General features: G+C 71.1%; 19 protein-coding genes and 2 pseudogenes. 14 read left to right on the top strand and 7 right to left on the bottom strand.

What is annotated here, in order from left to right; all coding sequences use genetic code 11:
- Positions 1 to 332 precede the first annotated feature (332 nt).
- Positions 333 to 695, bottom strand: a complete 363-nt coding sequence (locus tag ACFU5K_RS13110) for an RRQRL motif-containing zinc-binding protein (RefSeq protein WP_384060037.1) — start codon at positions 693 to 695, stop codon at positions 333 to 335.
- A 122-nt stretch (positions 696 to 817) separates the two neighbouring features.
- On the opposite strand from ACFU5K_RS13110, the gene ACFU5K_RS13105 reads away from it, so the two are divergent.
- Entirely contained in the window at positions 818 to 1,357 is a 540-nt protein-coding gene (locus ACFU5K_RS13105; protein WP_384060023.1) for a hypothetical protein, read from the top strand.
- 198 nt (positions 1,358 to 1,555) lie between these two features.
- Here the strand turns inward: ACFU5K_RS13105 and ACFU5K_RS13100 are convergent, their stop codons facing one another.
- Positions 1,556 to 3,322 carry a dolichyl-phosphate-mannose--protein mannosyltransferase gene (locus ACFU5K_RS13100; protein WP_384060021.1) on the bottom strand — a complete coding sequence of 589 codons (1,767 nt, stop codon included), beginning with the start codon at positions 3,320 to 3,322 and terminating at the stop codon, positions 1,556 to 1,558.
- A gap of 53 nt (positions 3,323 to 3,375) precedes the next feature.
- On the opposite strand from ACFU5K_RS13100, the gene rsmI reads away from it, so the two are divergent.
- The 6 genes from rsmI to ACFU5K_RS13070 all read left to right on the top strand — a co-directional run bounded on the left by rsmI (position 3,376) and on the right by ACFU5K_RS13070 (position 8,265).
- Positions 3,376 to 4,272: a 16S rRNA (cytidine(1402)-2'-O)-methyltransferase gene (rsmI, locus tag ACFU5K_RS13095; RefSeq protein ID WP_384060019.1), complete on the top strand. Its 897-nt coding sequence runs from the start codon at positions 3,376 to 3,378 to the stop codon at positions 4,270 to 4,272.
- Positions 4,273 to 4,442: 170 nt separating this feature from the next.
- On the top strand, positions 4,443 to 4,835 hold the full coding sequence (locus tag ACFU5K_RS13090; protein WP_384060017.1) for a hypothetical protein: 393 nt from the start codon (positions 4,443 to 4,445) through the stop codon (positions 4,833 to 4,835).
- Positions 4,836 to 4,869: 34 nt separating this feature from the next.
- Positions 4,870 to 5,736: a TatD family hydrolase gene (locus ACFU5K_RS13085; protein WP_384060014.1), complete on the top strand. Its 867-nt coding sequence runs from the start codon at positions 4,870 to 4,872 to the stop codon at positions 5,734 to 5,736.
- Positions 5,737 to 5,897: 161 nt separating this feature from the next.
- Entirely contained in the window at positions 5,898 to 6,473 is a 576-nt protein-coding gene (locus ACFU5K_RS13080; protein ID WP_384060011.1) for a ubiquitin-like domain-containing protein, read from the top strand.
- Positions 6,470 to 7,360: a 16S rRNA (adenine(1518)-N(6)/adenine(1519)-N(6))-dimethyltransferase RsmA gene (rsmA, locus tag ACFU5K_RS13075; RefSeq protein ID WP_384060008.1), complete on the top strand. Its 891-nt coding sequence runs from the start codon at positions 6,470 to 6,472 to the stop codon at positions 7,358 to 7,360. The genes ACFU5K_RS13080 and rsmA overlap by 4 nt, the downstream gene beginning before the upstream one ends.
- Positions 7,357 to 8,265, top strand: a complete 909-nt coding sequence (locus tag ACFU5K_RS13070; RefSeq protein WP_384060005.1) for a 4-(cytidine 5'-diphospho)-2-C-methyl-D-erythritol kinase — start codon at positions 7,357 to 7,359, stop codon at positions 8,263 to 8,265. The genes rsmA and ACFU5K_RS13070 overlap by 4 nt, the downstream gene beginning before the upstream one ends.
- A 116-nt stretch (positions 8,266 to 8,381) precedes the next feature.
- On the opposite strand, the gene ACFU5K_RS13065 is transcribed toward ACFU5K_RS13070, so the two are convergent.
- The 3 genes from ACFU5K_RS13065 to ACFU5K_RS13055 form a co-directional block, all read right to left on the bottom strand.
- On the bottom strand, positions 8,382 to 8,642 hold the full coding sequence (locus ACFU5K_RS13065) for a Txe/YoeB family addiction module toxin (protein ID WP_384060002.1): 261 nt from the start codon (positions 8,640 to 8,642) through the stop codon (positions 8,382 to 8,384).
- A complete protein-coding gene (locus tag ACFU5K_RS13060; protein WP_360987386.1) occupies positions 8,639 to 8,890 on the bottom strand; it encodes a type II toxin-antitoxin system prevent-host-death family antitoxin in 252 nt (83 codons plus the stop codon). The genes ACFU5K_RS13065 and ACFU5K_RS13060 overlap by 4 nt, the downstream gene beginning before the upstream one ends.
- A gap of 75 nt (positions 8,891 to 8,965) precedes the next feature.
- Positions 8,966 to 9,616, bottom strand: a complete 651-nt coding sequence (locus ACFU5K_RS13055; RefSeq protein ID WP_384059998.1) for a lipoprotein — start codon at positions 9,614 to 9,616, stop codon at positions 8,966 to 8,968.
- Positions 9,617 to 9,766: 150 nt separating this feature from the next.
- Here ACFU5K_RS13055 and ACFU5K_RS13050 point away from each other — a divergent pair, with 150 nt between their 5' ends.
- The 4 genes from ACFU5K_RS13050 to ACFU5K_RS13035 all read left to right on the top strand — a co-directional run bounded on the left by ACFU5K_RS13050 (position 9,767) and on the right by ACFU5K_RS13035 (position 16,900).
- Entirely contained in the window at positions 9,767 to 11,584 is a 1,818-nt protein-coding gene (locus ACFU5K_RS13050) for an ABC-F family ATP-binding cassette domain-containing protein (protein WP_384059996.1), read from the top strand.
- A gap of 548 nt (positions 11,585 to 12,132) precedes the next feature.
- Complete coding sequence (locus ACFU5K_RS13045) at positions 12,133 to 14,046, top strand: PQQ-binding-like beta-propeller repeat protein (protein WP_384059993.1); 1,914 nt, start codon at positions 12,133 to 12,135, stop codon at positions 14,044 to 14,046.
- A 58-nt stretch (positions 14,047 to 14,104) separates the two neighbouring features.
- Positions 14,105 to 15,973: a PQQ-binding-like beta-propeller repeat protein gene (locus ACFU5K_RS13040; RefSeq protein WP_384059990.1), complete on the top strand. Its 1,869-nt coding sequence runs from the start codon at positions 14,105 to 14,107 to the stop codon at positions 15,971 to 15,973.
- 234 nt (positions 15,974 to 16,207) lie between these two features.
- Positions 16,208 to 16,900 carry a LuxR C-terminal-related transcriptional regulator gene (locus ACFU5K_RS13035; RefSeq protein WP_384060034.1) on the top strand — a complete coding sequence of 231 codons (693 nt, stop codon included), beginning with the start codon at positions 16,208 to 16,210 and terminating at the stop codon, positions 16,898 to 16,900.
- A gap of 44 nt (positions 16,901 to 16,944) precedes the next feature.
- Here ACFU5K_RS13035 and ACFU5K_RS13030 read toward each other — a convergent pair.
- Positions 16,945 to 17,168, bottom strand: a pseudogene (locus ACFU5K_RS13030) (IS3 family transposase); the annotation flags it as partial.
- A gap of 85 nt (positions 17,169 to 17,253) precedes the next feature.
- Between ACFU5K_RS13030 and galT the strand changes: the two are divergent.
- Genes galT through galK form a run of 3 tightly spaced genes read left to right on the top strand, consistent with a single transcriptional unit; the run spans position 17,254 to position 20,452 of the window.
- Complete coding sequence (gene galT / locus ACFU5K_RS13025; protein ID WP_384059988.1) at positions 17,254 to 18,306, top strand: galactose-1-phosphate uridylyltransferase; 1,053 nt, start codon at positions 17,254 to 17,256, stop codon at positions 18,304 to 18,306.
- Positions 18,303 to 19,283, top strand: a complete 981-nt coding sequence (gene galE, locus ACFU5K_RS13020; protein WP_384059985.1) for a UDP-glucose 4-epimerase GalE — start codon at positions 18,303 to 18,305, stop codon at positions 19,281 to 19,283. The genes galT and galE overlap by 4 nt, the downstream gene beginning before the upstream one ends.
- Positions 19,280 to 20,452, top strand: coding sequence for a galactokinase (gene galK, locus ACFU5K_RS13015; protein WP_384059983.1), 1,173 nt, complete (start codon positions 19,280 to 19,282; stop codon positions 20,450 to 20,452). The genes galE and galK overlap by 4 nt, the downstream gene beginning before the upstream one ends.
- Here galK and ACFU5K_RS13010 read toward each other — a convergent pair.
- Positions 20,442 to 20,879: pseudogene (locus ACFU5K_RS13010) on the bottom strand (GNAT family N-acetyltransferase); the annotation flags it as partial. The gene galK and the pseudogene ACFU5K_RS13010 overlap by 11 nt on opposite strands.
- Between the last annotated feature and the right edge of the window lie 254 nt (positions 20,880 to 21,133).

The raw sequence follows: 21,133 nt of genomic DNA, 5'->3' as shown, positions 1-21,133 counted from the left end.
CCGAGCTCGTCCTCGTCCGCGACACCGCCTGCTGATCACCCACCAGCCGAACCGCCAGGCCAGCACGCCCGCATCTCAATTTCCCCCGAGGTCGTAAGGTCGGTCTATGGGTGGGGAGTTGACAGCGGTGGACGCTGCGAAGGCTAAAGACCGCATATGTCTCAGATGCGATGAGCCGATTACGCGAAGCAGACGCCGCTTCCCGCGGCTTTTCTGCTCGTGGTCGCATCTGGCGAAAACGGTCCTACAGATCCTTTTGGGCATGGCACTGCTTGCGCGCGTTCTGCATCACTGGGGAGTGTGGGACTGGGCGTGAACCAGCAGGAGCCGGTTCAGGGGGCACCCTGTTCCTCGATGCAGGCGCAGGCGAGGCATGTGCCGAGCGACGTCGGGATGCAGTACCCGGCATCCGCGCGGCACTGCGGGCACGTCCGGTGGGCCGGCATCGCTTTGGCGAGCGCCGCGGCACGGCCCGGGGTCATCGGCCGGACCGGCTTGGCCAGCTCGATCCGGTAGCGGCAGGCGACCGGCGGCCCGCGCCGGTGGCGGGGCCGTTCGAGTTGCGCGGCCACGTCCTGGCCACCGGGCCGTAGCCCGAGGGCCCGGAGCTGACGGCGGGTGGCGTATCCGTCCGGGGCCAGACGCCACCGGTAGATGGAAACCAGCGGGTTCGCGGGATCTGAAGGTGGCTCGATCAGCGAACCCGCTGGTGATCTGAGGCGTAGCCACCGGATGGAGGGTGAGTTCGGGACCGCTTGTCAGCGACCTGGGAGGCCGACGGGGCTTGTCACCGCACCGGGTCGTAGGGTCTCGGGGCATGCAAGCAGATCGTCCTCTGGAACCCCGTGCTCTCCTGATCAATGGCACTGTCGGCGTCGGCAAGACGTCGGTGGCTGAGAGCGTGGGCTGCCTTCTCGCTGATGCTGGAATACCCAATGCCGTCATCGACCTCGACTGGCTGCGCCAGTCTTGGCCAGCACCTTCGGGAGACCGCTTCAACTTCACCATGATGTTGCGGAACCTGCGCAGCATGGCCGGCAACTACCTCGCTGCTGGGGCTGCTCGGCTGGTCCTCGCCGGTGTGATCGAGGACTTGGATGAGCGAAAGCTGTGCGGCGATGCGGTCGGTACTGAGCTTTCGGTGTGTCGGCTCCAGGTCGATTTGCCTGTCAACCACCAGCGGCTCATGCGGCGCCACGAGAACGAGCCCGAAGCGTTGCGATGGCACCTGGCCAGGGCTGGCGAACTGGCAGGGATCCTCGACCAGGCAGCAGTCGATGACTTCAGCGTTGACGCCACCACCCGCTCGGTTGACGAGGTCGCCGCCGATGTGATCAGGAATGTCGGCTGGCTGTGAGACGTCTCGCTCAACGGGGCGTGACGCTGGGCGTGACGGGCCTCGTCACGCTGGTCAGCGCCCGTCCCGTGTCCTCGGGCCGCCGGGCCGCCGGGCCGTCTGTGGGCCGTCGAAGGGTGACCAGCGCCGACCGGCAACGACCAGCAACGACCGGGAGAGCCCGGCAGATCGCCGGGCCCTTCCGCCCCGTTCGCCGGGCTAAACCCAGGTGTCCAGCCACATCCGGTCGCGCCACGCGTCCTCCGGGATCGACGTGCCCGTGTAGATCGGCCAGAAGTAGACGAAGTTCCAGATGATCAGCAGCACCAGTACGCCCGCCGCGATCGCGCCCAGCGTGCGTCTGCGTTCGCCCGTGGGGTCAGCCTTGGTGAGGCCCATGCGGTGCCTGGTGCTCGTGCCGGCCGCCGGGCCCAGGAGGGCGCCGATCAGCATCGTGACCGCCAGGCACAGGAACGGGACGAACACGACCGCGTAGAAGAGGAAGATCGTCCGCTCCTGGTAGTGGAACCAGGGCACCCAGCCCGCCGCCACCGCGCACGCGATCGCGCCCGCCCGCCAGTCGCGGCGGAAGAACCAGCGCCACAGGACGTACAGCAGTGCCACGCACGCCGTCCACCACAGGAGCGGGGTGCCCAGTGCCAGTACCTCGCGGGCGCACTTGCCGGTCGCGGAGGCGGTGCAGCCCGTCTGCTCCTCGTAGAAGTACGACACGGGACGGCCCAGCACGATCCAGCTCCACGGGTTGGACTGGTATGTGTGCCCCGATGTCAGGCCGATGTGGAATTCGTACACCTGGTACTCGTAGTGCCACAGGCTGCGCAGCCAGTCGGGCAGCCAGGTCCAGCTGCCGCCCTTGCCCGCGGTGGCCGCCCAGTTGCGGTAGTACCCCTTGTCCGTGACGATCCAGCCCGTCCACGACAGGACGTACGTGCCGATCGCGACCGGCACCGTGGAGACGAATGCCGGGAGCAGGTCCCTGAAGATCACGGCCCGGTACGGCCGCACGGCGCCCGCCGTGCGCCGGGCGCCGACGTCCCAGAGCACCGCCATCACGGCGAACGCCGCAAGGATGTAGAGCCCGTTCCACTTCGTGGCGGAGGCCAGGCCGAGCATCAGCCCGGCCGTGAGCCGCCACGGCCGCCAGCCGAGGCGGAGCGTTTCGGCGGTGTGCGCGTCCGGCCGCAGGACTCCGTCCTCGTCCACCGGGAGCGCGGCGGCCAGCCTGCTGCGGGACCGGTCCCGGTCGACGAGGAGGCAGCCGAAGGCGGCCAGCACGAAGAACATCAGCACCAGGTCGAGCAGCGCGGTGCGGCTCATCACGAAGTGCAGCCCGTCCACGGCCAGCAGCGTGCCCGCGAGACAGCCGAGGAACGTCGAGCGGAACAGGCGGCGGCCGATGCGGCACAGCATCAGGACCGAGAGGGTGCCGAGCAGCGCCACCATGAAGCGCCAGCCGAACGGGGTGAACCCGAAGATCTGCTCGCCGATCCCGATGATCCACTTGCCGACCGGGGGATGGACGACGTAGCCCGGGTCCACCGGGACGCCGACCGAGGACGGGTCCGCGAGGATCTTCTTGTCGATGTCCTTGGGCCAGGCGCCCTCGTATCCCTGGTTGATGAGCGCCCAGGCGTCCTTGGCGTAGTACGTCTCGTCGAATATCACCGCCTTGGGGCTGCCCAGGTTCCAGAACCGCAGCACACCGGCCACCAGCGCCACCAGCAGCGGACCGCCCCAGGCGGACCAGCGCACAAGGCGCCCGGCGAGGGCCGGGGGTACCGCGAGGACGCTCCAGAACTGGCCGCCCGGGCGGGTGTACGGCGGGACCAGGCGCTCGCGCAGCCCCGTCTCCGGGCGTGGGGAATGGCCGAAGCGGCGCAGCCGCTGCTGCCAGGAAGGCGGCTGGTCGCCGGTGTGATTCCCGGCGTTGTTGCCCTGCTGGGCTTCGGGCGCAGTACTCGTCACCGCGCCATCGTAGGGAACGCTTCTGTGCGAGTGGTGCCGCCCGTGCTGGGAGGATGGCCGATGTGACTGGATCGACTGGAACGCTCGTACTCGCAGGGACCCCCATCGGTGACGTGGCGGACGCCCCGCCACGGCTCGCCGCCGAGCTGGAGACGGCCGACGTCGTGGCCGCCGAGGACACCCGGCGGCTGCGCCGGCTCACCCAGGCGCTGGGCATCCACACGACGGGGCGTGTCGTCTCCTACTTCGAGGGCAACGAGTCGGCGCGCACGCCGGAACTCGTCGAGGCGCTGGCCGGGGGCGCGCGCGTGCTGCTGGTCACCGACGCGGGCATGCCGTCCGTCTCCGACCCCGGCTACCGGCTCGTGGCCGCCGCCGTGGAACGGGACATCAAGGTCACCGCGGTACCGGGCCCGTCGGCGGTGTTGACCGCGCTCGCGCTGTCGGCCCTGCCCGTGGACCGCTTCTGCTTCGAGGGCTTCCTGCCGCGCAAGGCGGGGGAGCGGCTCGGGAAGCTGCGCGAGGTCGCGGACGAACGCCGCACGATGGTCTTCTTCGAGGCGCCGCACCGGCTGGACGACACCCTGGCCGCGATGGCCGAGGTGTTCGGCGCGGAGCGCAGGGCGGCCGTGTGCCGCGAGCTGACCAAGACGTACGAGGAAGTGAAGCGCGGGACGCTGGGTGACCTGGCGCTCTGGGCGGCCGAGGGGGTGCGCGGCGAGATCACCGTCGTGGTCGAGGGCGCGACGGACTCGGGGAACGAGGGACTGGACGCCGCCGAGCTGGTGCGCAGGGTGCAGGTGCGCGAGGAGGCGGGGGAGCGGCGCAAGGAGGCCATCGCGGCGGTCGCCGCCGAGGCAGGGCTACCCAAGCGCGAGGTGTTCGATGCGGTGGTCGCGGCAAAGAACGCGGCTCGGACCGGCCAGGCGGAGGGCAAGGGACTAGCCTGAAGTGTAAAGCCCGAGCCGCGTTCCTGGCCCTTTGTCCATGGATCGGCCAAAACCGTTCCAACACTCGGCAGGCCTGGTGCGCTGCCGCCGGTGGAGGCGTCCACTTGAGGGTGGAACGCACCGTCCGGAGTGCTTGTCCGGAGTGCTTCTCCGCTGACAAGGGAGCAGGCATGAGTGAGATCGCAGGAACCACCGTGCACGAGGCGTACGCGTTCGCCTGCATGAGGTGTGGGCACGGCTGGGAACAGGCCTACGAGATAGAGCACCACGTCGACGGCTCGGGCAACGCCTTCGTGGTCTACAAGGCGGACGGGGAGCGCGTGCCCTCGCCGCTGTCCACTCCCGCCTGCGCCAACTGCGGCGGCCACGTGGTCCGGATCATGCGCGCCGGCCGGGTCTCCTCGGTCCAGCAGCTGCTCCTGGCCCCGCAGGCGCCGCGCCCGCGGAAGACCGGTGGCGCGGAGGCCGACGAGGAGATGGCCGTCGCGGCCGTGCGGGCCCCCGGGCCCGGTGTGCACCACTGGCACCTGTCCGACCTGCTGCGCCCCTTCCACCGCCGGTGAGAGGCAGGGCCCGCGCCCTCGTAGAGTCGGGGGCATGAGCCGTACCGAAGCCCCGCCGCTCCCCGAACCCCTCAGGGTTCCGGTCGCCGATTCGCACACCCATCTGGACATGCAGGACGGAACCGTCGAGGAGGGCCTGGCCCGCGCCGCGGCGGTCAACGTCACCGCGGTCGTCCAGGTGGGCTGCGACGTGAAGGGCTCGCGGTGGGCCGCCGAGACCGCCGCCGTCCACCCGTCCGTCCACGCCTCGGTCGCCCTGCACCCCAACGAGGCGCCCCGCATCGTGCACGGAGACCCCGAGGGGGCGTCCCGCCAGGGCGCCCGGGAGCCCGGCGGGAAGGCCGCACTGGACGAGGCGCTCGCCGAGATCGACGCGCTGGCCGCACTCGGACACGTCCGCGCCGTCGGAGAGACCGGCCTGGACTACTTCCGTACGGGCCCCGAGGGCGTGGCCGCCCAGGAGGAGTCCTTCCGGGCGCACATCGAGATCGCCAAGCGGCACGGAAAGGCGCTGGTCATCCACGACCGGGAGGCCCACGCGGACGTGCTGCGCATCCTCGCCGACGCGGGGGCGCCGGAGCGGACCGTCTTCCACTGCTACTCCGGGGACGCCGAGATGGCCCGGATCTGCGCGGCGGCCGGCTACTTCATGTCGTTCGCCGGCAACGTGACCTTCAAGAACGCGCAGCCGCTGCGGGACGCGCTGGTCGTCGCTCCGGCGGAGCTGGTACTCGTCGAGACCGACGCGCCGTTCCTCACCCCGGCTCCGTACCGCGGCCGGCCCAACGCGCCGTACCTCATTCCGGTCACGCTCCGTGCGATGGCCGAGGTGAGGGGCACCGACGAGGACACGCTGGCCGCGGCCGTCTACGACAACACCGCGCGGGCGTTCGACTTCTGACCGCGGACGGGCCGCCCACTGCGCGCGGTCCCGGGCACACCGGGCGGCACCCGATCTCCGAACGTCGACACGTTGGGTAATCGTACGACTTTGGAGGGTGATCCCTCCTCGGTTATCGTGCCCGCGCAACGGGGTCGGCAGGCCGGAGCTTGGGGAGCGTCGTGGGCCATTCGCAGGGCAGTCACCGCGCACCGCGCGGCAGTCGGCGTACGGTCCAGGCCCCGCCACGGGTGCCCGCCCCCGCGCCACCGCGCTCCCTCCACGAGGAGCGGACCGTCGTCGCCGCGCTGTGGCGGGCACGCCAGCCCGTGCACGACCCGACGATGCTGGACACGCCGCTGGTGGTCCGCCCGGCGGCCGCGAGGGAAGAGCCCCCCGCACGCAGGGGCGGTGGGCACCGGGCCGCCCGGCGCGGCGCCCCGGAGAGCCTGCGGCGGATCGTCCCGCGAGCCCTCGTCGTCGCGGTACTGGCGGGCGGCACCGCCACGTTCCTCGCCCAGGACAAGGCCGTCCGGGTCAGCGTCGACGGGACGTCGCGCACCCTGCACACCTTCGCCGACGACGTCGGGGAACTCCTCGACTCCGAGGGCGTCGTCGTCGGCACACGGGACGTCGTCGCCCCCGCACCGGGCACCGGCCTTGACGACGGTGACGAGGTCGTCGTCCGGCGGGAGGCGCGCGGGGCCGGGCGGGCGGCGGTCTCCGGGCCCCACGGCGGCCGTAGGCTTAACGGGTGAGCACCACAGAGCCCGACGCCCTCCTGGGCCCCGCAGACATCCGCGAGCTGGCCGCAGCGCTGGGCGTACGCCCCACGAAGCAGCGCGGCCAGAACTTCGTCATCGACGCCAACACGGTCCGCAGGATCGTACGGACCGCCGAGGTGCGGCCGGACGACGTGGTGGTCGAGGTCGGGCCCGGTCTGGGCTCGCTGACCCTGGCCCTCCTGGAGGCGGCCGACCGGGTCGTCGCCGTCGAGATCGACGACGTGCTCGCGGCAGCCCTGCCGGCCACCGTCGCCGCACGCCTGCCGGAGCGGGCGGGCCGGTTCGACCTGGTCCACTCGGACGCGATGCTCGTGACGGAACTGCCCGGCCCCGCGCCTACCGCACTCGTCGCGAACCTGCCCTACAACGTCGCCGTGCCGGTGCTGCTCACGATGCTGGAGCGCTTCCCGTCCATCGAGCGGACGCTTGTGATGGTGCAGGCCGAGGTCGCGGACCGGCTGGCCGCCCGGCCGGGCAACAAGGTCTACGGTGTGCCGTCGGTGAAGGCCAACTGGTACGCCGACGTCAAGCGTGCCGGGTCGATCGGCCGCACGGTGTTCTGGCCCGCGCCGAACGTCGACTCCGGGCTGGTGTCCCTGGTGCGCCGCGCCGAGCCCGTCCGGACCACCGCGAGCAGGGCCGAGGTGTTCGCCGTCGTGGACGCGGCCTTCGCCCAGCGCCGCAAGACACTGCGCGCGGCCCTCGCCGGCTGGGCGGGCTCCGCGCCCGCAGCCGAGGAGGCCCTGGTCGCGGCGGGCATCTCGCCGCAGGCCCGGGGCGAGTCGCTCACCGTCGAGGAGTTCGCGGCCATCGCCGAGAACAAGCCGTCGGCGCACGGAACGCCCGGGAGCGGCGAGTGAGCGTCACCGTCCGCGTGGCCGCCAAGGTCAACGCCCAGCTCGCCGTCGGCGCTCCGAGGCCCGACGGCTTCCACGACCTGGCCAACGTCTTCCTCGCCGTCGGCCTGTACGACGAGGTCACCGTCACCCCGGCCGAAACCCTGCGCGTGACGTGTGCCGGGCCGGACGCGGGGCAGGTCCCGCTCGACGCCACGAACCTCGCCGCGCGCGCCGCGATCGCCCTGGCGGCCCGCCACGGCATCGCCCCCGACGTGCACATCCACATCGCCAAGGACATCCCCGTCGCGGGCGGCATGGCGGGCGGCAGCGCCGACGGCGCCGCCGCGTTGCTGGCCTGCGACGCCCTGTGGTCCACGGGCGCGTCCCGGGAGGAGCTCCTGGAGATCTGCGCCGAACTCGGCAGCGACGTGCCGTTCAGCCTGATCGGCGGGGCGGCACTCGGGACCGGCCGGGGCGAGCGGCTGACCGCCGTCGAGGTCGGCGGTACCTTCCACTGGGTCTTCGCCGTCGCCGACGGCGGGCTCTCCACCCCGGCCGTGTACGGCGAGTTCGACCGCCTCACCGCGGGCACCGACGTGCCCGAGCCGGCCGCGTCGCCCGCCCTGCTGGAAGCCCTGCGCGAGGGCGATGCCACCGCGCTGGCTGACGCCCTCGGCAACGACCTCCAGGCCGCGGCGCTGTCCCTGCGTCCCTCGCTGGCCGGCACACTGGCCGCGGGCACCGCGGCCGGCGCCCTGGCCGCCCTGGTCTCCGGGTCCGGCCCGACCACGGCCTTCCTCGTCGCGGACGAGGAGTCGGCGCACAAGGTGGCCGACGCACTGCTGGCGTCTGGCACGTGCCGCAGTGCGAGGGTGGCTCTGTCGCCCGCTCCGGGAGCCACCGTCGTCGGGACCGTCGCCGCCTGACACCCGGTACTCGGACGGGAATTGAGTACGGCCGCGCTCCCGGGAGCCCACCGCTCGGCGCGACCGTACCTGGTCGAGCGCGCCGGGCGCTGACGTCCGGGCGGGCCCGCGCCGCCTCAGGAGCCGTAGTGATAGCGGCAGGCGGCGATACGGACCTCGTCGTCGACCACCTTGTAGATCAGGCGGTGCTCCGCGGTGATGCGGCGGGACCAGAACCCCTGGAAGCCGTGTTTCAGGGGCTCGGGCTTGCCGATGCCTTCGTTGCCGTTGCGGGCGACGTCCTGGAGCAGGCAGTTGATCCGTCTGAGGATCTTCCGGTCCTGTGCCTGCCACCAGACGTAGTCCTCCCAAGCCGCCTCATCCCAGACGAACTTCACTCCGCCAGCTCCCGTACGGTGCCTCCACCGGATTCCAGGCGGTCTATCGAAGCCAGCAGACGACGGGCGTTCTCAGGACTTCGCAGCAGGTACGCCGTTTCCTTGAGGGACTCGTATTCGTCGAGTGCGACTATCACCACCGGGTCGTGGCCCGCGCGCGTGACGATCACTTCCTCGCGGTCGTCGACGACCGCGTTGAGCGTCTCGGCGTACTTCGCCCTTGATTCGGTGTATGTCATGGTTCGCACAACGGCCTCCTCAAGCACGTACGGCATCCTGTACGTACAGAATACCGTACGCCTCGCAAGGTCGTCGTGTCGGTGTCAGCCCAGCTTCAACGTGCTCTTCGCCAGCTCGTACGCCGGGAGCATCTCCTTGTGTTCCGCGGAGTCCAGCCCTCCCAGGTGCACCACGACCGGGCCCTTCGGGGTGGCGACCGCGAAGGCCCGCTCCGTCTTGCGCTCGTCCAGCAGCTCGGCCTCGACCGTGTAGGCGACCTCCACGGCGGGCTGCGCACCCGCCTCGGTCTCCTTGTAGGACGCCTCGGTCGCGTTCTCGTCGCCGGCCACGAAGTCCTCCAGCGCCGCGCGGGGGGTGGTGGAGGGGCCCTTGCTCTGCCAGACCCGGAGGTAGCCGATGTTTCCGGCCGGCTTGGCGTCGATCTCGCAGACCATGGTGGCCGAGCCCTGCTGCCCGAGGGCCGCCAGGTCGGAGCCGGGCTCCACGTCCACCGCCTGCGGCTTCCAGTCCGCCGCCAGGTCGAAGGTGACCGGGAGCTCGCACGCGGTACCCGCACCGCCGAGGGAGCCGCCCTTCTTCGCCGGTGCGCTCTCCGCGGCCTTCGCGGGCGCGCTGTCCCCGTTCTTCACGGCGCCCGGGTCCGCGTCCGTACCGCTGTCGGACGGCGAGGAACAGCCGGCCAGCACGGCCGCCGCCAGGACCGCCGGTATCCAGGTCCGCATCGTGTCGCGCATAGTGAAGTCCCCACCCCAGAGATGTTCCGTACCGCTCCGACCTGGGGTTACTCCCCATGATCGATCGCCGCACGCTATCGCACCTCCCGCGGCGACTACTCTGGGACGTCGAGCGGTCCCCGACGCAGGGATCCCCGAGGCAGGAGTGAAATGGCCGTCAATCTGGTCAATGTCGAGCAGGTCAGCAAGGTGTACGGCACCCGTGCCCTGCTCGACGGTGTATCCCTCGGGGTGTCAGAGGGCGACCGGATCGGCGTCGTCGGCCGCAACGGCGACGGCAAGACGACGCTCATCCGGATGCTCGCCAAGCTCGAGGACGCGGACACCGGCCGGGTCACCCACAACGGCGGGCTGCGCCTGGGTGTCCTCACCCAGCACGACTCGCTGGACCCGCAGGCCACCATCCGGCACGAGGTGATCGGCGACCTCGCCGACCACGAGTGGGCGGGCAGCGCCAAGATCCGGGACGTGCTGACCGGCCTCTTCGGCGGCCTCGCGCTCCCCGGCTTCGAGCACGGCCTGGACACCGTCATCGCCCCGCTCTCCGGCGGCGAGCGCCGCCGGATCGCGCTGGCCAAGCTGCTCATCGGCGAGCCGGACCTGATCGTCCTCGACGAGCCCACCAACCACCTCGACGTCGAGGGCATCTCCTGGCTGGCCGGACACCTGCGGGCCCGGCGCTCCGCGCTCGTCTGCGTCACCCACGACCGGTGGTTCCTGGACCAGGTCTGCACCCGCATGTGGGACGTCCAGCGGGGCTCCGTCCACGAGTACGAGGGCGGCTACAGCGACTACGTGTTCGCACGGGCCGAGCGGGAGCGCATCGCCGCGACCGAGGAGTCCAAGCGGCAGAACCTGATGCGCAAGGAGCTGGCCTGGCTGCGCCGGGGCGCCCCCGCGCGCACCTCCAAGCCGCGCTACCGCATCGAGGCGGCCAACGAGCTGATCGCCGACGTGCCGCCCCCGCGCGACACCAGCGAGCTGATGAAGTTCGCCAACGCCCGGCTCGGCAAGACGGTCTTCGACCTGGAGGACGTGACCGTCCAGGCCGGTCCCAAGACGCTGCTCACCCACCTCACCTGGCAGCTCGGTCCCGGCGACCGCGTCGGTCTGGTCGGCGTCAACGGCGCGGGCAAGACCTCCCTGCTCAAGGCGCTCGCCGAGGCCTCCCGCAGCCAGGGCGACGTACAGCCCGCCGCCGGGAAGGTCGTCGTCGGCAAGACGGTCAAGCTCGCCTACCTCTCCCAGGAGGTCGCGGAGCTCGACCCGAAGCTCCGGGTGCTCGAAGCCGTCCAGCAGGTGCGCGACCGCGTCGACCTCGGCAAGGGCCGAGAGATGACGGCCGGGCAGCTCTGCGAGCAGTTCGGCTTCGCCAAGGAGAAGCAGTGGACCCCGGTCGGTGACCTGTCCGGTGGCGAGCGCCGGCGGCTGCAGATCCTGCGGCTGCTCATGGACGAGCCCAACGTCCTTTTCCTCGACGAACCCACCAACGACCTGGACATCGAGACCCTGACCCAGCTCGAGGACCTCCTCGACGGCTGGCCCGGGTCGATGATCGTGATCTCCCACGACCGCTTCTTCATCGAGCGGACCACGGACAAGGTGATGGCCCTCCTCGGCGACCGGGCGCTGCGGATGCTGCCGCGCGGCATCGACGAGTACATCGAGCGCAGGCAGCGCATGGAGGAGACGGCCACGCCCGCCTCCGCCGCGGGTTTCCCGGCGTCGAAGGCCGCGCCGGCCGAGACCGTCTCGCCGCAGGCCGCGCGTGCCGCGAAGAAGGAACTGCAGAAGGTCGAGCGTCAGCTCGAGAGGATGTCGACGAAGGAGACATCGCTGCACGCGCAGATCGCCGACAACGCCACGGACTTCGGGAAGGTCGCCGAGCTCGATGCCGAGCTGCGCGAACTGGTGGCGGAGCGCGACGTGTTGGAGATGCGCTGGCTGGAGCTGGCCGAGGACGCGTGATCGCGGCGGTGCGATCGCCGGCGCCTGGGGGCGGGCGGTGCGTGGGTGGTACGAAGAAGCCCGGCCCGGCCCGGGGTGCCGGATCCGATCGTACGAAGGGGGCCGTGCTGAGGACCCGGCCGCCCGGCGGACCCGTGCCCCAGGGGGCTTCGAGGGGCGTACGACCTGCCTTCTGGTCTTCGGCAGATGAACCCCCGCCCCCAATCCGGCGGATAGCGGCACGTACAGGAACAATGCGACGTGGCGGCCTGCGGTGATCCCGTGAAATGAACGGGTATCAAGTGAAGTTGATGCGCAGTCAGCCGAACGGGCCCTGGTGGCCCGCGTGCACGCGCGTAACAGCGGCATCACGGGCCGGTTCTCCCTTGGGAACGGGGCTGTCCCGATCCGCTGTTCGATATGCGGCGGGTGGTACAAAGAAGTCCCGCTCGACTGCCGTCACGCCGCGGGATCCATGCCCGATTCGCTCCTTTCCGAGGGGAATTCAGCCCAGCGGAATCGCGGGGGAGAACGAACCGGGCACCGGACCGCACGAAGGGGACGTGCTGATGACGCAGCCGCCCAGCCAGCAACCGCCGCCGGAAGGCTTCGGGGCTCCACAGAAACCGCGGGACACTCCTCAGCCGCCCCAGCCGCAATCACCCCCCGCGGCCACGCCGCCGATGCCTCCCGCCCCGCCGGGGACGCCGCCCCCTCCCGCCGCGCCGCAGACGCCGCCTCCCGCCGCGCCGCAGACGCCCCCGGCCGGGCAGCCGGGCTACGGCTACCCGCAGGCACCGGGTGCGCAGCCCGGGTACGGCTACCCCCAGGCTGCCGGCCAGGCCCCCGGCCCTTACGCCCAGCAGCCCGGCCCGTACGGCGCGCCGGCCGGACCGTACGCCCAGCAGCCCGGCCCGTACGGCGCGCCGGCCGGACCGTACGCCCAGCAGCCCGGCCCGTACGGTCAGCAGCCGCCCGGCGGTTACGGCTACCCGCAGCAGTACCCCGGTGCGCCCGCCCCCGGTCCCTCCGGCGGCGGCCCTTTCAAGGGCAGGCCCGCGGTGATCATCGGTGCCGCGCTCGCCGTGCTCCTCGTCGTCGCCGGTGGTGTCTTCCTCGCCACGCGTGGCGCGGACGACGGGAAGAAGCCCCTCGCCACGTCCAGCGAATCTCCCGTCGGCCCGAGCGCCTCGCCGAGCGTCGACCAGGGCGACGGCAAGGGGGACGGCCGTGAGGCGAACGACGACCTCAACGCCGGGCGCAAGCCGGGTGAGGCCAAGGTCCTCTGGCTGACGACGAACGGCATGGACCTCCCGCGCAACGGCGCGGACGTGTACGGCCCTTGGATCGTGGGCGACACCCTCGTCAAGGGCATGTACCGCTCGGTCGTCGGCTACTCGGTGGCCGACGGCAAGAAGAAGTGGACCCTCCCGCTGCCCGCCGACATGTGCGCGGCTCCGGGTACGGCCACCGCCGACGGCAAGGTCGTCATCGGGGTCAAGAACGGCACCACGGACAAGGCCGACTGCTCCGACCTCCAGATGATCGACCTCAACACGGGCAAGGTCGGCTGGAAGAAGTCCGTCAAGAAGAACGGCACCTGGGACCTGATGTCCGACATCGGTCTGGCGATCAGCGGTGACACGGTCACCGTCGGCCGTACCAGCAACTCCAACGCCTACCGGGTGAGCGACGGTTCGCAGCTGTTCGGCAAGCCGTCGGGCAACTGCCAGCCGTTCGCGTTCGCAGGCGGTCCCAAACTGATCGCCGCGTCCGCCTGCCGTACCGCCGACGTGGACAACCCGCAGCAGCAGATCCAGGAGGTCGACCCGACCACCGGGAAGCCCAAGTGGACCTACCAGCCCAAGCGCGGCTGGGAGGTCGACAAGGTGTACTCGGTGAGCCCCCTCGTCGTCTCGCTGACCCAGCGCGAGGAGAAGAAGTGGTCCATCCTCGCCCTGAAGGAGAACGGAACTCTCCGCTCCCAGCTGGTCGGTGACAAGGAGGACAAGTTCTCCGTCGACTGCGGCCACGACTTCTCGATCTTCGGGCAGCAGCTCGAAGGCTGCTCCGGCCTCGCCGCCGACGCCAACAGCTTCTACATGATGACCGAGGACGACACGAGCGGCACCGGCCGCACCAACAAGGTCGTCGCGTTCGACCTGAACACCGGCAAGCCCAGGTGGAAGGCCGCCGCGCCCGCGGAGCGCACCATGAAGCCGCTGCGCATGGAGGGCGGCAACGTGCTGGTCTACCTGGAGCCCGGTTACGACAAGGGCGGGGCGATCGCGACGATCGCACCCACCGGGGGCGCGCCGAAGGTCGTGCTCCAGCACCCGGACTCGACCACCCGGATCGAGAACTTCTTCACGTCGAAGGTCGTCTACGCGGGCGGCCGTTCGTTCGTCGTCAGCGACCGCGTCAGCGCGAGCAACGACGAGGAGGAGAAGGAGCAGACGACCATGATGGCCTTCGGTAAGTGACGGCCGACACCGGCAGCCGCAGCTCCTTCCCCACGGACTCCTCTGAGGTACGTACGCCATGACCCAGCCGCCCCAGCCCTCCGACGAACCGCCCCAGGGCGGGTTCGGTGCCCCGCAGGATCCGCCTCCCGGCGGTTTCGGCGAGCCCGCCCCGCCGCCCTCCGACGGTTTCGCCAAGCAGCCCCCGCCCGAGCCGCCGACCCCGCCCGCGGGTGGCTACGGAAGTCCCCCGCCCTCGGGTGGCTTCGGGGCACCGCAGACACCCCCGCCCGCCGGTGGCTTCGGCGCACCGCAGCCGCCGCAGGACCCCGCGTACGGCTACCCGCAGGCACCGCCCCCCGGGCAGCCGCCGACGCAGCCCGGTCACGGCTTCCCGCAGGGACAGCCCGGCATGCCCCCGCAGCAGGGGTACGGATACCCGACCGCGCCGATGCACCCGCAGTACGCGGCTCCGCAGCAGGGCGGCGGCAAGAAGTTCAACATCCGGATGCAGATCATCGCCGCGGCCGTCGTCGCCATGGTGCTGATCGTCGGCGGCGGGGCCATCTACGCCTCCAGCGGCGGCGACGAGGGCGGCAAGAAGGACGACCTCGCCTCGGCGGGCCCCGACGGCGGCGAGGGCAAGGGCGGTGACGGCCTGGCCGGCGGCACGGAGAAGGCCCCCTCGGACACCAAGTCCAAGATCGGCTTCCAGCTCCCCCACCCCAAGGTCACCGACACCACCGCCGTCGACGGATCATGGATCACCGACAAGGTGTACGTGAAGACAGGGGTGTACGAGGTCGTCGGCTACGACCTGGCCAAGGGCACCAAGCTCTGGTCGATCCCGCTGCCCGGGCAGGTCTGCGCCGCTTCCCGGCACATGAGCAAGGACTTCAGGACGGCGATCGCCTTCGAGGAGGGCAAGCCCAGCGCCGCGGACAAGTACCCGTCGTGCAACCAGATCGGCGCTCTCGACCTGGCCGGCGGAAAGCTGATGTGGAACAAGTCCGTCACCTCCGACTCCAACGGTGACGAACCCATCCGCTTCAGCGAGGTCACCCTGAGCGGTTCGACGGTGGCGGCCGGCGGCACCAGCGGCGGCGCCGCGTTCAACCTCGCCGACGGTGCCGAGCTCTGGAAGCCGAAGACCGACGCGAACAACTGCTCCGACAGGGGATACGCGGGCGGCGAGGCCCTCGCCGTCGTCCGCAGGTGCGGCAGTTACGACGAGTCGCAGCTGACCATCCAGGCGCTGAACCCGACCACCGGCGCCCCGCTCTCCTCGTACGACATGCCGGCCGGCGTGGAGTACGCGAGCATCGTCTCCACGAAGCCGCTCGTCGTCGCGGCCGACGTCGGCGACACCGCCGGTGACGGCAGCGGCATCTCGGACTTCTTCTCCATCGACGCGGCCACCGGCAAGCTCATCGTCCGGATCTCCGCCGACGCGGACAGGTACGGCGCCCAGTGCGGTTCCACCGAGGTCGAGACGTGCCACTCGCTCGCCGTCGGCAACAACAGGCTCTACGTGCCGACCGAGGAGCACGAGGGCGGCGGGGAGTACGGCGACACCAACGAGATCGTCGCCTTCGACCTCACCACCGGCAAACTCGTCGGCGGCAAGGCGGACGCGGGCGACAGCTACACGCTGACCCCGCTGCGTATGGACGGTTCGAACGTCATCGCGTACAAGAAGCCTCCGTACGACAAGGGCGGCCAGATCGTCTCCATCGACGGCTCGACCTTCAAGGAGACGGTGCTGATGGTCAACCCGGACGACGAGGCGGTACGTGACGCGGAGAACAGCTTCTCCAGCGACTACTCGGAGTTCCTCTACGAGAAGGGCCGGCTGTTCATCTCCGAGAAGATGATCAGTGAGCCCAGCAAGAGTGCGAGCGCTGCGGACGACAAGCAGTACCTGGTCGTGTCCTTCAGCACGGTCTGACCCCACGCGGGTGAGCGGTGACGGCCCTGCCGGTTGATCATTCGACCGGCAGGGCCGGTCGTTTTCCGACCGGCAAGTGGCCCTGAATGACTCAGAATTCGGCATTCTGGGGGGCTTCTGCCCGGTAGAGGGGGCGCGGCGTCGAACAAGCGTGTAACTTGCCGGGTCAGAGGGCCGGGGGGCCTGTTCAAGGGCTACGCAGCGGTACGCGCTGTACACATGGGGGCAGACTCGATGGGCGTGCGGCTCATGGTGGTCGATGACCACCGCCTGCTGGCCGAGGCACTCGCCTCCGCCTTGAAACTGCGCGGGCACCGGGTGCTCGCGGCGGCCGCTCCGACGGCCGGGGCCGCGGAGCTGGTGGTCAGCAGGGCGCCCGAGGTCTGCCTGTTCGGCACGGCGGCGCCCGCCGAACCCGGCGCGTTCGACCCGATCGTGCGGATCGGCCGGGAGCGCCCGCAGGTGGCCGTGGTGGTGCTCGGCCCGGTGCCGAGTCCGCGTGGCATCGCGGCGGCCTTCGCCGCCGGCGCCGCCGGATACGTCCGCCACGACGAACGCATAGAGGGCGTGGAACGCGCGATGATCAAGGCCCGCGCAGGTGAGGCCGCGGTCGCCCCGCAACTGCTGCGCGGCGCCTTCGCCGAGCTGCTGCACCCCGCGGTCCAGCCGGACGACGAGGGTCAGCGGCTGCTGCGGATGCTCACCCCGCGCGAGGTCGAGGTGCTGGTGCGGGTCGCCGAGGGCGAGGACACACGGTTGATCGCGGCCGGGATGGGGATCGCGCCGAGCACCGCGCGCACCCACGTGCAGCGGGTGCTGATGAAGCTGGGTGTCGGGTCCCGTCTGGAAGCCGCGGCGCTCGCGGCGCGTACGGGGCTGCTGGACCGGGCGGCGGGAACGCCGCAGGGGCCGGACGGCCTCGCGTGATCGCGTGACGGTCCGGCCCCTGCGCGGTGCGGGCCGGTTCTCGGCCCGCCGGTCAGCTCCCGCTTGAGTCCCCGCCGGAACGATTCGGCGAGGCGTTGTCATAGCCCGATCCGGCCCTGCCCAGGTTCCTGAGAACTCCGAAACCGTCGCGGACCTGTGCGAACGCTGCCGACGTGTACTGCGAACCCCCGTCCGCGTGGAAGATCACTCCGTCCACGTGTCCGCCGCGGGTCGCTACCGCCATCTCCGCTGCGTCGATGACCAGCTCGGCTCCGTGGAGTCATTGACGCAGTCTGTTGACTTGTGATTAGTTATGTTCGGTTCTGTTTGGGGGAGTTACATGGAGGAGCCTGGTGAAGAAGACGGTTACGACCCTCGCCGACGGCCGTGAGCTGATCTACTACGACTCCGCGGACGACGTCGTCCGCGACGCCGTCGACCCGCGGCCCCTGGACGCCGTGTCCGCGTCCGACGGGGACTCGGAGATCCGCCGCGATCCGCTGCTCGGCGACTCGGTGGCCATCGCCTCGCACCGGCAGGCGCGCACCTACCACCCGCCGGCCGACGAGTGCCCGCTCTGCCCGTCGCGCGAGGGGCGCCACAGCGAGATCCCCGACACCGACTACGACGTCGCCGTGTTCGAGAACCGCTTCCCCTCCCTCGCCGGTGACTCCGGTCGCTGCGAAGTCGTCTGCTTCACCTCCGATCACGACGTGTCCTTCGCCGGCCTCACCGAGGACCAGGCGGCCCTGGTCCTCGAAGCCTGGACCGACCGCACAGCCGACCTCGCCGAGCTCCCCCAGGTCGCCCAGGTCTTCTGCTTCGAGAACCGGGGTGCCGAGATCGGTGTGACCCTCGGCCACCCGCACGGCCAGATCTACGGCTACCCCTTCGTCACCCCGCGCACCGAGCTGATGCTGCGCTCGGTGGAGAGCCACCGCGCCGCGACCGGCCGCAACCTCTTCGACGACATCGTCGCCCGCGAGATCGCCGACGCGGACCGCGTCGTCCTGGAGGGCGAACACTGGGTCGCCTTCGTGCCGTACGCCGCGCACTGGCCCTACGAGGTCCACCTCCACCCGCGCCGCCGCGTCCCCGACCTCCGGGAACTCGACGAAGCGGCGCGCACGGAGTTCCCACAGCTCTATCTGGAACTCCTGAGGCGCTTCGACCGGATCTTCGGTCCCGGGGAGCCTCCCACCCCGTACGTCTCGGCCTGGCACCAGGCGCCCTTCCGGGCCCCCGGCCGTGAGGAGTTCGGGCTGCACCTCGAGCTTTTCACCATCCGGCGGACCTCCGGCAAACTGAAGTTTCTCGCGGGCTCCGAGTCCGGCATGAGTGTGTTCATCAACGACGTGCCGCCGGAGGCCGCGGCCCAGAGACTGCGAGAGGTAGCGAGCGAGTGAGCAACACGGGCAAGAAGTACCTGGTGACAGGCGGCGCGGGATACGTGGGCAGTGTCGTCGCCGCCCACCTGCTGGAGGCGGGGCACACCGTCACCGTCCTCGACGACCTGTCGACCGGCTTCCGCGAGGGCGTCCCCCAGGGGGCGGAGTTCATCGAGGGCCGCGTCCAGGACGCGGGCAAGTGGCTGGACGCCTCCTACGACGGCGTGCTGCACTTCGCCGCGTTCTCCCAGGTCGGCGAGTCCGTCGTCGACCCCGAGAAGTACTGGGTCAACAACGTCGGCGGGACCACCGCCCTCCTCACCGCCATGCGCGACGCGGGCGTTCGCACCCTCGTCTTCTCCTCCACCGCCGCGACCTACGGTGAGCCCGTCTCCAGCCCCATCACGGAGACCGACCCCACCGCCCCCACCAACCCCTACGGCGCATCCAAGCTCGCCGTCGACCACATGATCAGCGGCGAGGCCCGGGCCCACGGGCTGGCCGCCGTCTCCCTCCGGTACTTCAACGTCGCCGGCGCCTACGGCAGTTGCGGCGAGCGCCACGCCCCCGAGTCGCACCTCATCCCGCTCGTGCTCCAGGTCGCACTGGGACAGCGCGAGTCGATCTCCGTGTACGGCGACGACTACCCGACCCCGGACGGCACCTGCGTACGCGACTACATCCACGTCGCCGACCTCGCGGAGGCCCACCTGCTGGCCCTGGAAGCGGCCACCACGGGCGACCACCTCATCTGCAACCTCGGCAACGGCAACGGCTTCTCCGTACGCGAAGTCATCGAGACCGTCCGCCAGGTCACCGGGCACCCGGTCCCCGAGACCGCCGCGCCCCGGCGCGCGGGCGACCCGGCCGTCCTGGTCGCCTCCGCCGCCACCGCCAGGGAGCGGCTCGGCTGGGCGCCGTCGCGCGCCGACCTGGCCGCCATCGTCGCCGACGCGTGGACGTTCGCCCGCCGAGAGGAGCCCACCGCACCATGACCGACAACACCGAGCTGACGGCTTCCTTCACCGAGCTGTACGGGACAGCGCCCGAAGGCATCTGGGCAGCGCCCGGACGGGTGAACCTGATCGGTGAGTACACCGACTTCAACGGCGGCTTCGTCATGCCGCTCGCCCTTCCGCACCACGCACGCGCCGCTGTCACCCGCCGGGCCGACGGACGGCTGCGCCTGCACTCCACCGACGTACCGGGCGGAGTCGTCTCCCTGCGCGTCGACGAGCTCGCCCCGCACTCCGGCCACGGCTGGGCCGCCTACCCGGCCGGTGTCGTGTGGGCGCTTCGCGAGGCCGGCCACGAGGTCACCGGCGCCGACATCCAGCTCACCTCCACCGTGCCAGTCGGCGCCGGCCTCTCCTCCTCGGCCGCCCTGGAGGTCGTCACCGCGCTCGCCCTGAACGACCTGTTCGAACTGGGCCTCAGCGCACCGGAGATCGCGGTGCTCGGCCAGCGTGCCGAGAACGACTTCGTCGGCGTGCCCTGCGGCGTCATGGACCAGATGGCCTCGGCCTGCTGCACCGAGGGCCACGCGCTGTACCTCGACACCCGCGACCTCAGCATGCGCCAGGTCCCCTTCGACCTCGCCGCACACGGGCTGCAACTGCTGGTCGTCGACACCCGCGTCAAGCACGCCCTCGGCGACGGGGCGTACGCGGAACGCCGGGCCGGCTGCGAGGCGGGAGCCCGGGCGCTCGGCATCGACACCCTGCGCGACCTCGCCCACGAGGACCTGGACGCGGCGCTCGCCACCCTGGCGGCCGGCGAGGACGAGTCGGTCGTGCGCTACGTCCGCCACGTCGTGAGCGACAACCACCGGGTGGAGCAGGTCATCGCGCTGCTCGACGCCGGGGACGTGCGCGCGGCGGGCCCGGTCCTCAACGCGGGCCACGTCTCGCTCCGCGACGACCTGCGGGTCTCCTGCCCGGAGCTGGACCTCGTCGTCTCCACGGCGGACACGGCCGGGGCGCTCGGGGCGCGGATGACCGGGGGCGGCTTCGGCGGCTCCGCGATCGTCCTGGTGGAGGAGGCGATGGCGGACACCGTCGCCAAGGCCGTGTCGGAGGCTTTCACCTCTGCCGGCTACGCCACCCCGGGAATCTTCCCCGCCGTTCCCTCCGCGGGCGGGCGGCGGGTCGCTCCAGCCGCTTGACCAGGATGAACTCGGCGATGCCGGGCGGGTAGTCGGGGACCTCCCCGACCACCTCGTACCCCTGCTTCCGGTAGAACGCGGGCGCCTGGAAGTCCCAGGTCTCCAACCGGGATCGGGTGCACGCCCGGTCGTCGCGGGCCAGGCGTTCCGCCTCGGCCAGCAACTGCGAGCCGAGGCCGAGCCCGCGGTGGCGGCCGTCCACCCAGAGCAGGTCCACATGGAGCCAGTAGGCCCAGGTCCGTCCGCTCAGTCCGCCGGCCAGGGCTCCCTGCTCGTCCAGGAGCCAGACCTCCAGGGGGATCTCGTGTTCGGCGGGGGTGGTGTGCAGGGCACGCAGCTCCGGTGAGCCGTCCCAGTTGTCGTCGTGCAGTCGACGGCCCAGCAGAATGCGACGTTCCTTGTCTACTTCTGTCTCAAGACGGAACATGAATCACACCCTAAACACCTTGAGCGATCAGTTCCGCGAATCCCCTCCCGCCGTGCACCGCCCCCCGTACGCTGATGCTCAGCACCGGTGGGGGCCGGTGCCGTTTCAGGGGACGAGACGGTCGGATGCGACGCCCGGGGCGGGTGACGGCCGGCACACGGCGGCGGCCGTGCGCCGGTGGTTCACCGGAGTGCTCCGGGCGCCGCATCCGCAGCGGTCCGTCCCCGTCGGGGTCGGCCATGGACGGGGGCGCC

Source organism: Streptomyces sp. NPDC057428 (genome assembly GCF_042803195.1).
Lineage (GTDB): Bacteria > Actinomycetota > Actinomycetes > Streptomycetales > Streptomycetaceae > Streptomyces.
This window is presented reverse-complemented; position numbering and strand designations above follow the sequence as displayed.

Excerpts from the sequence above, each read along its gene's own strand:
- ACFU5K_RS13105 (WP_384060023.1), top strand. The coding sequence starts at position 818 with ATGCAAGCAGATCGTCCTCTGGAACCCCGTGCTCTCCTGATCAATGGC.
- rsmI (WP_384060019.1), top strand. The coding sequence starts at position 3,376 with ATGGCCGATGTGACTGGATCGACTGGAACGCTCGTACTCGCAGGGACC.
- ACFU5K_RS13090 (WP_384060017.1), top strand. The coding sequence starts at position 4,443 with ATGAGTGAGATCGCAGGAACCACCGTGCACGAGGCGTACGCGTTCGCC.
- ACFU5K_RS13085 (WP_384060014.1), top strand. The coding sequence starts at position 4,870 with ATGAGCCGTACCGAAGCCCCGCCGCTCCCCGAACCCCTCAGGGTTCCG.
- ACFU5K_RS13055 (WP_384059998.1), bottom strand. The coding sequence starts at position 9,616 with ATGCGCGACACGATGCGGACCTGGATACCGGCGGTCCTGGCGGCGGCC.
- ACFU5K_RS13050 (WP_384059996.1), top strand. The coding sequence starts at position 9,767 with ATGGCCGTCAATCTGGTCAATGTCGAGCAGGTCAGCAAGGTGTACGGC.
- ACFU5K_RS13045 (WP_384059993.1), top strand. The coding sequence starts at position 12,133 with ATGACGCAGCCGCCCAGCCAGCAACCGCCGCCGGAAGGCTTCGGGGCT.
- ACFU5K_RS13040 (WP_384059990.1), top strand. The coding sequence starts at position 14,105 with ATGACCCAGCCGCCCCAGCCCTCCGACGAACCGCCCCAGGGCGGGTTC.
- ACFU5K_RS13035 (WP_384060034.1), top strand. The coding sequence starts at position 16,208 with ATGGGCGTGCGGCTCATGGTGGTCGATGACCACCGCCTGCTGGCCGAG.
- galK (WP_384059983.1), top strand. The coding sequence starts at position 19,280 with ATGACCGACAACACCGAGCTGACGGCTTCCTTCACCGAGCTGTACGGG.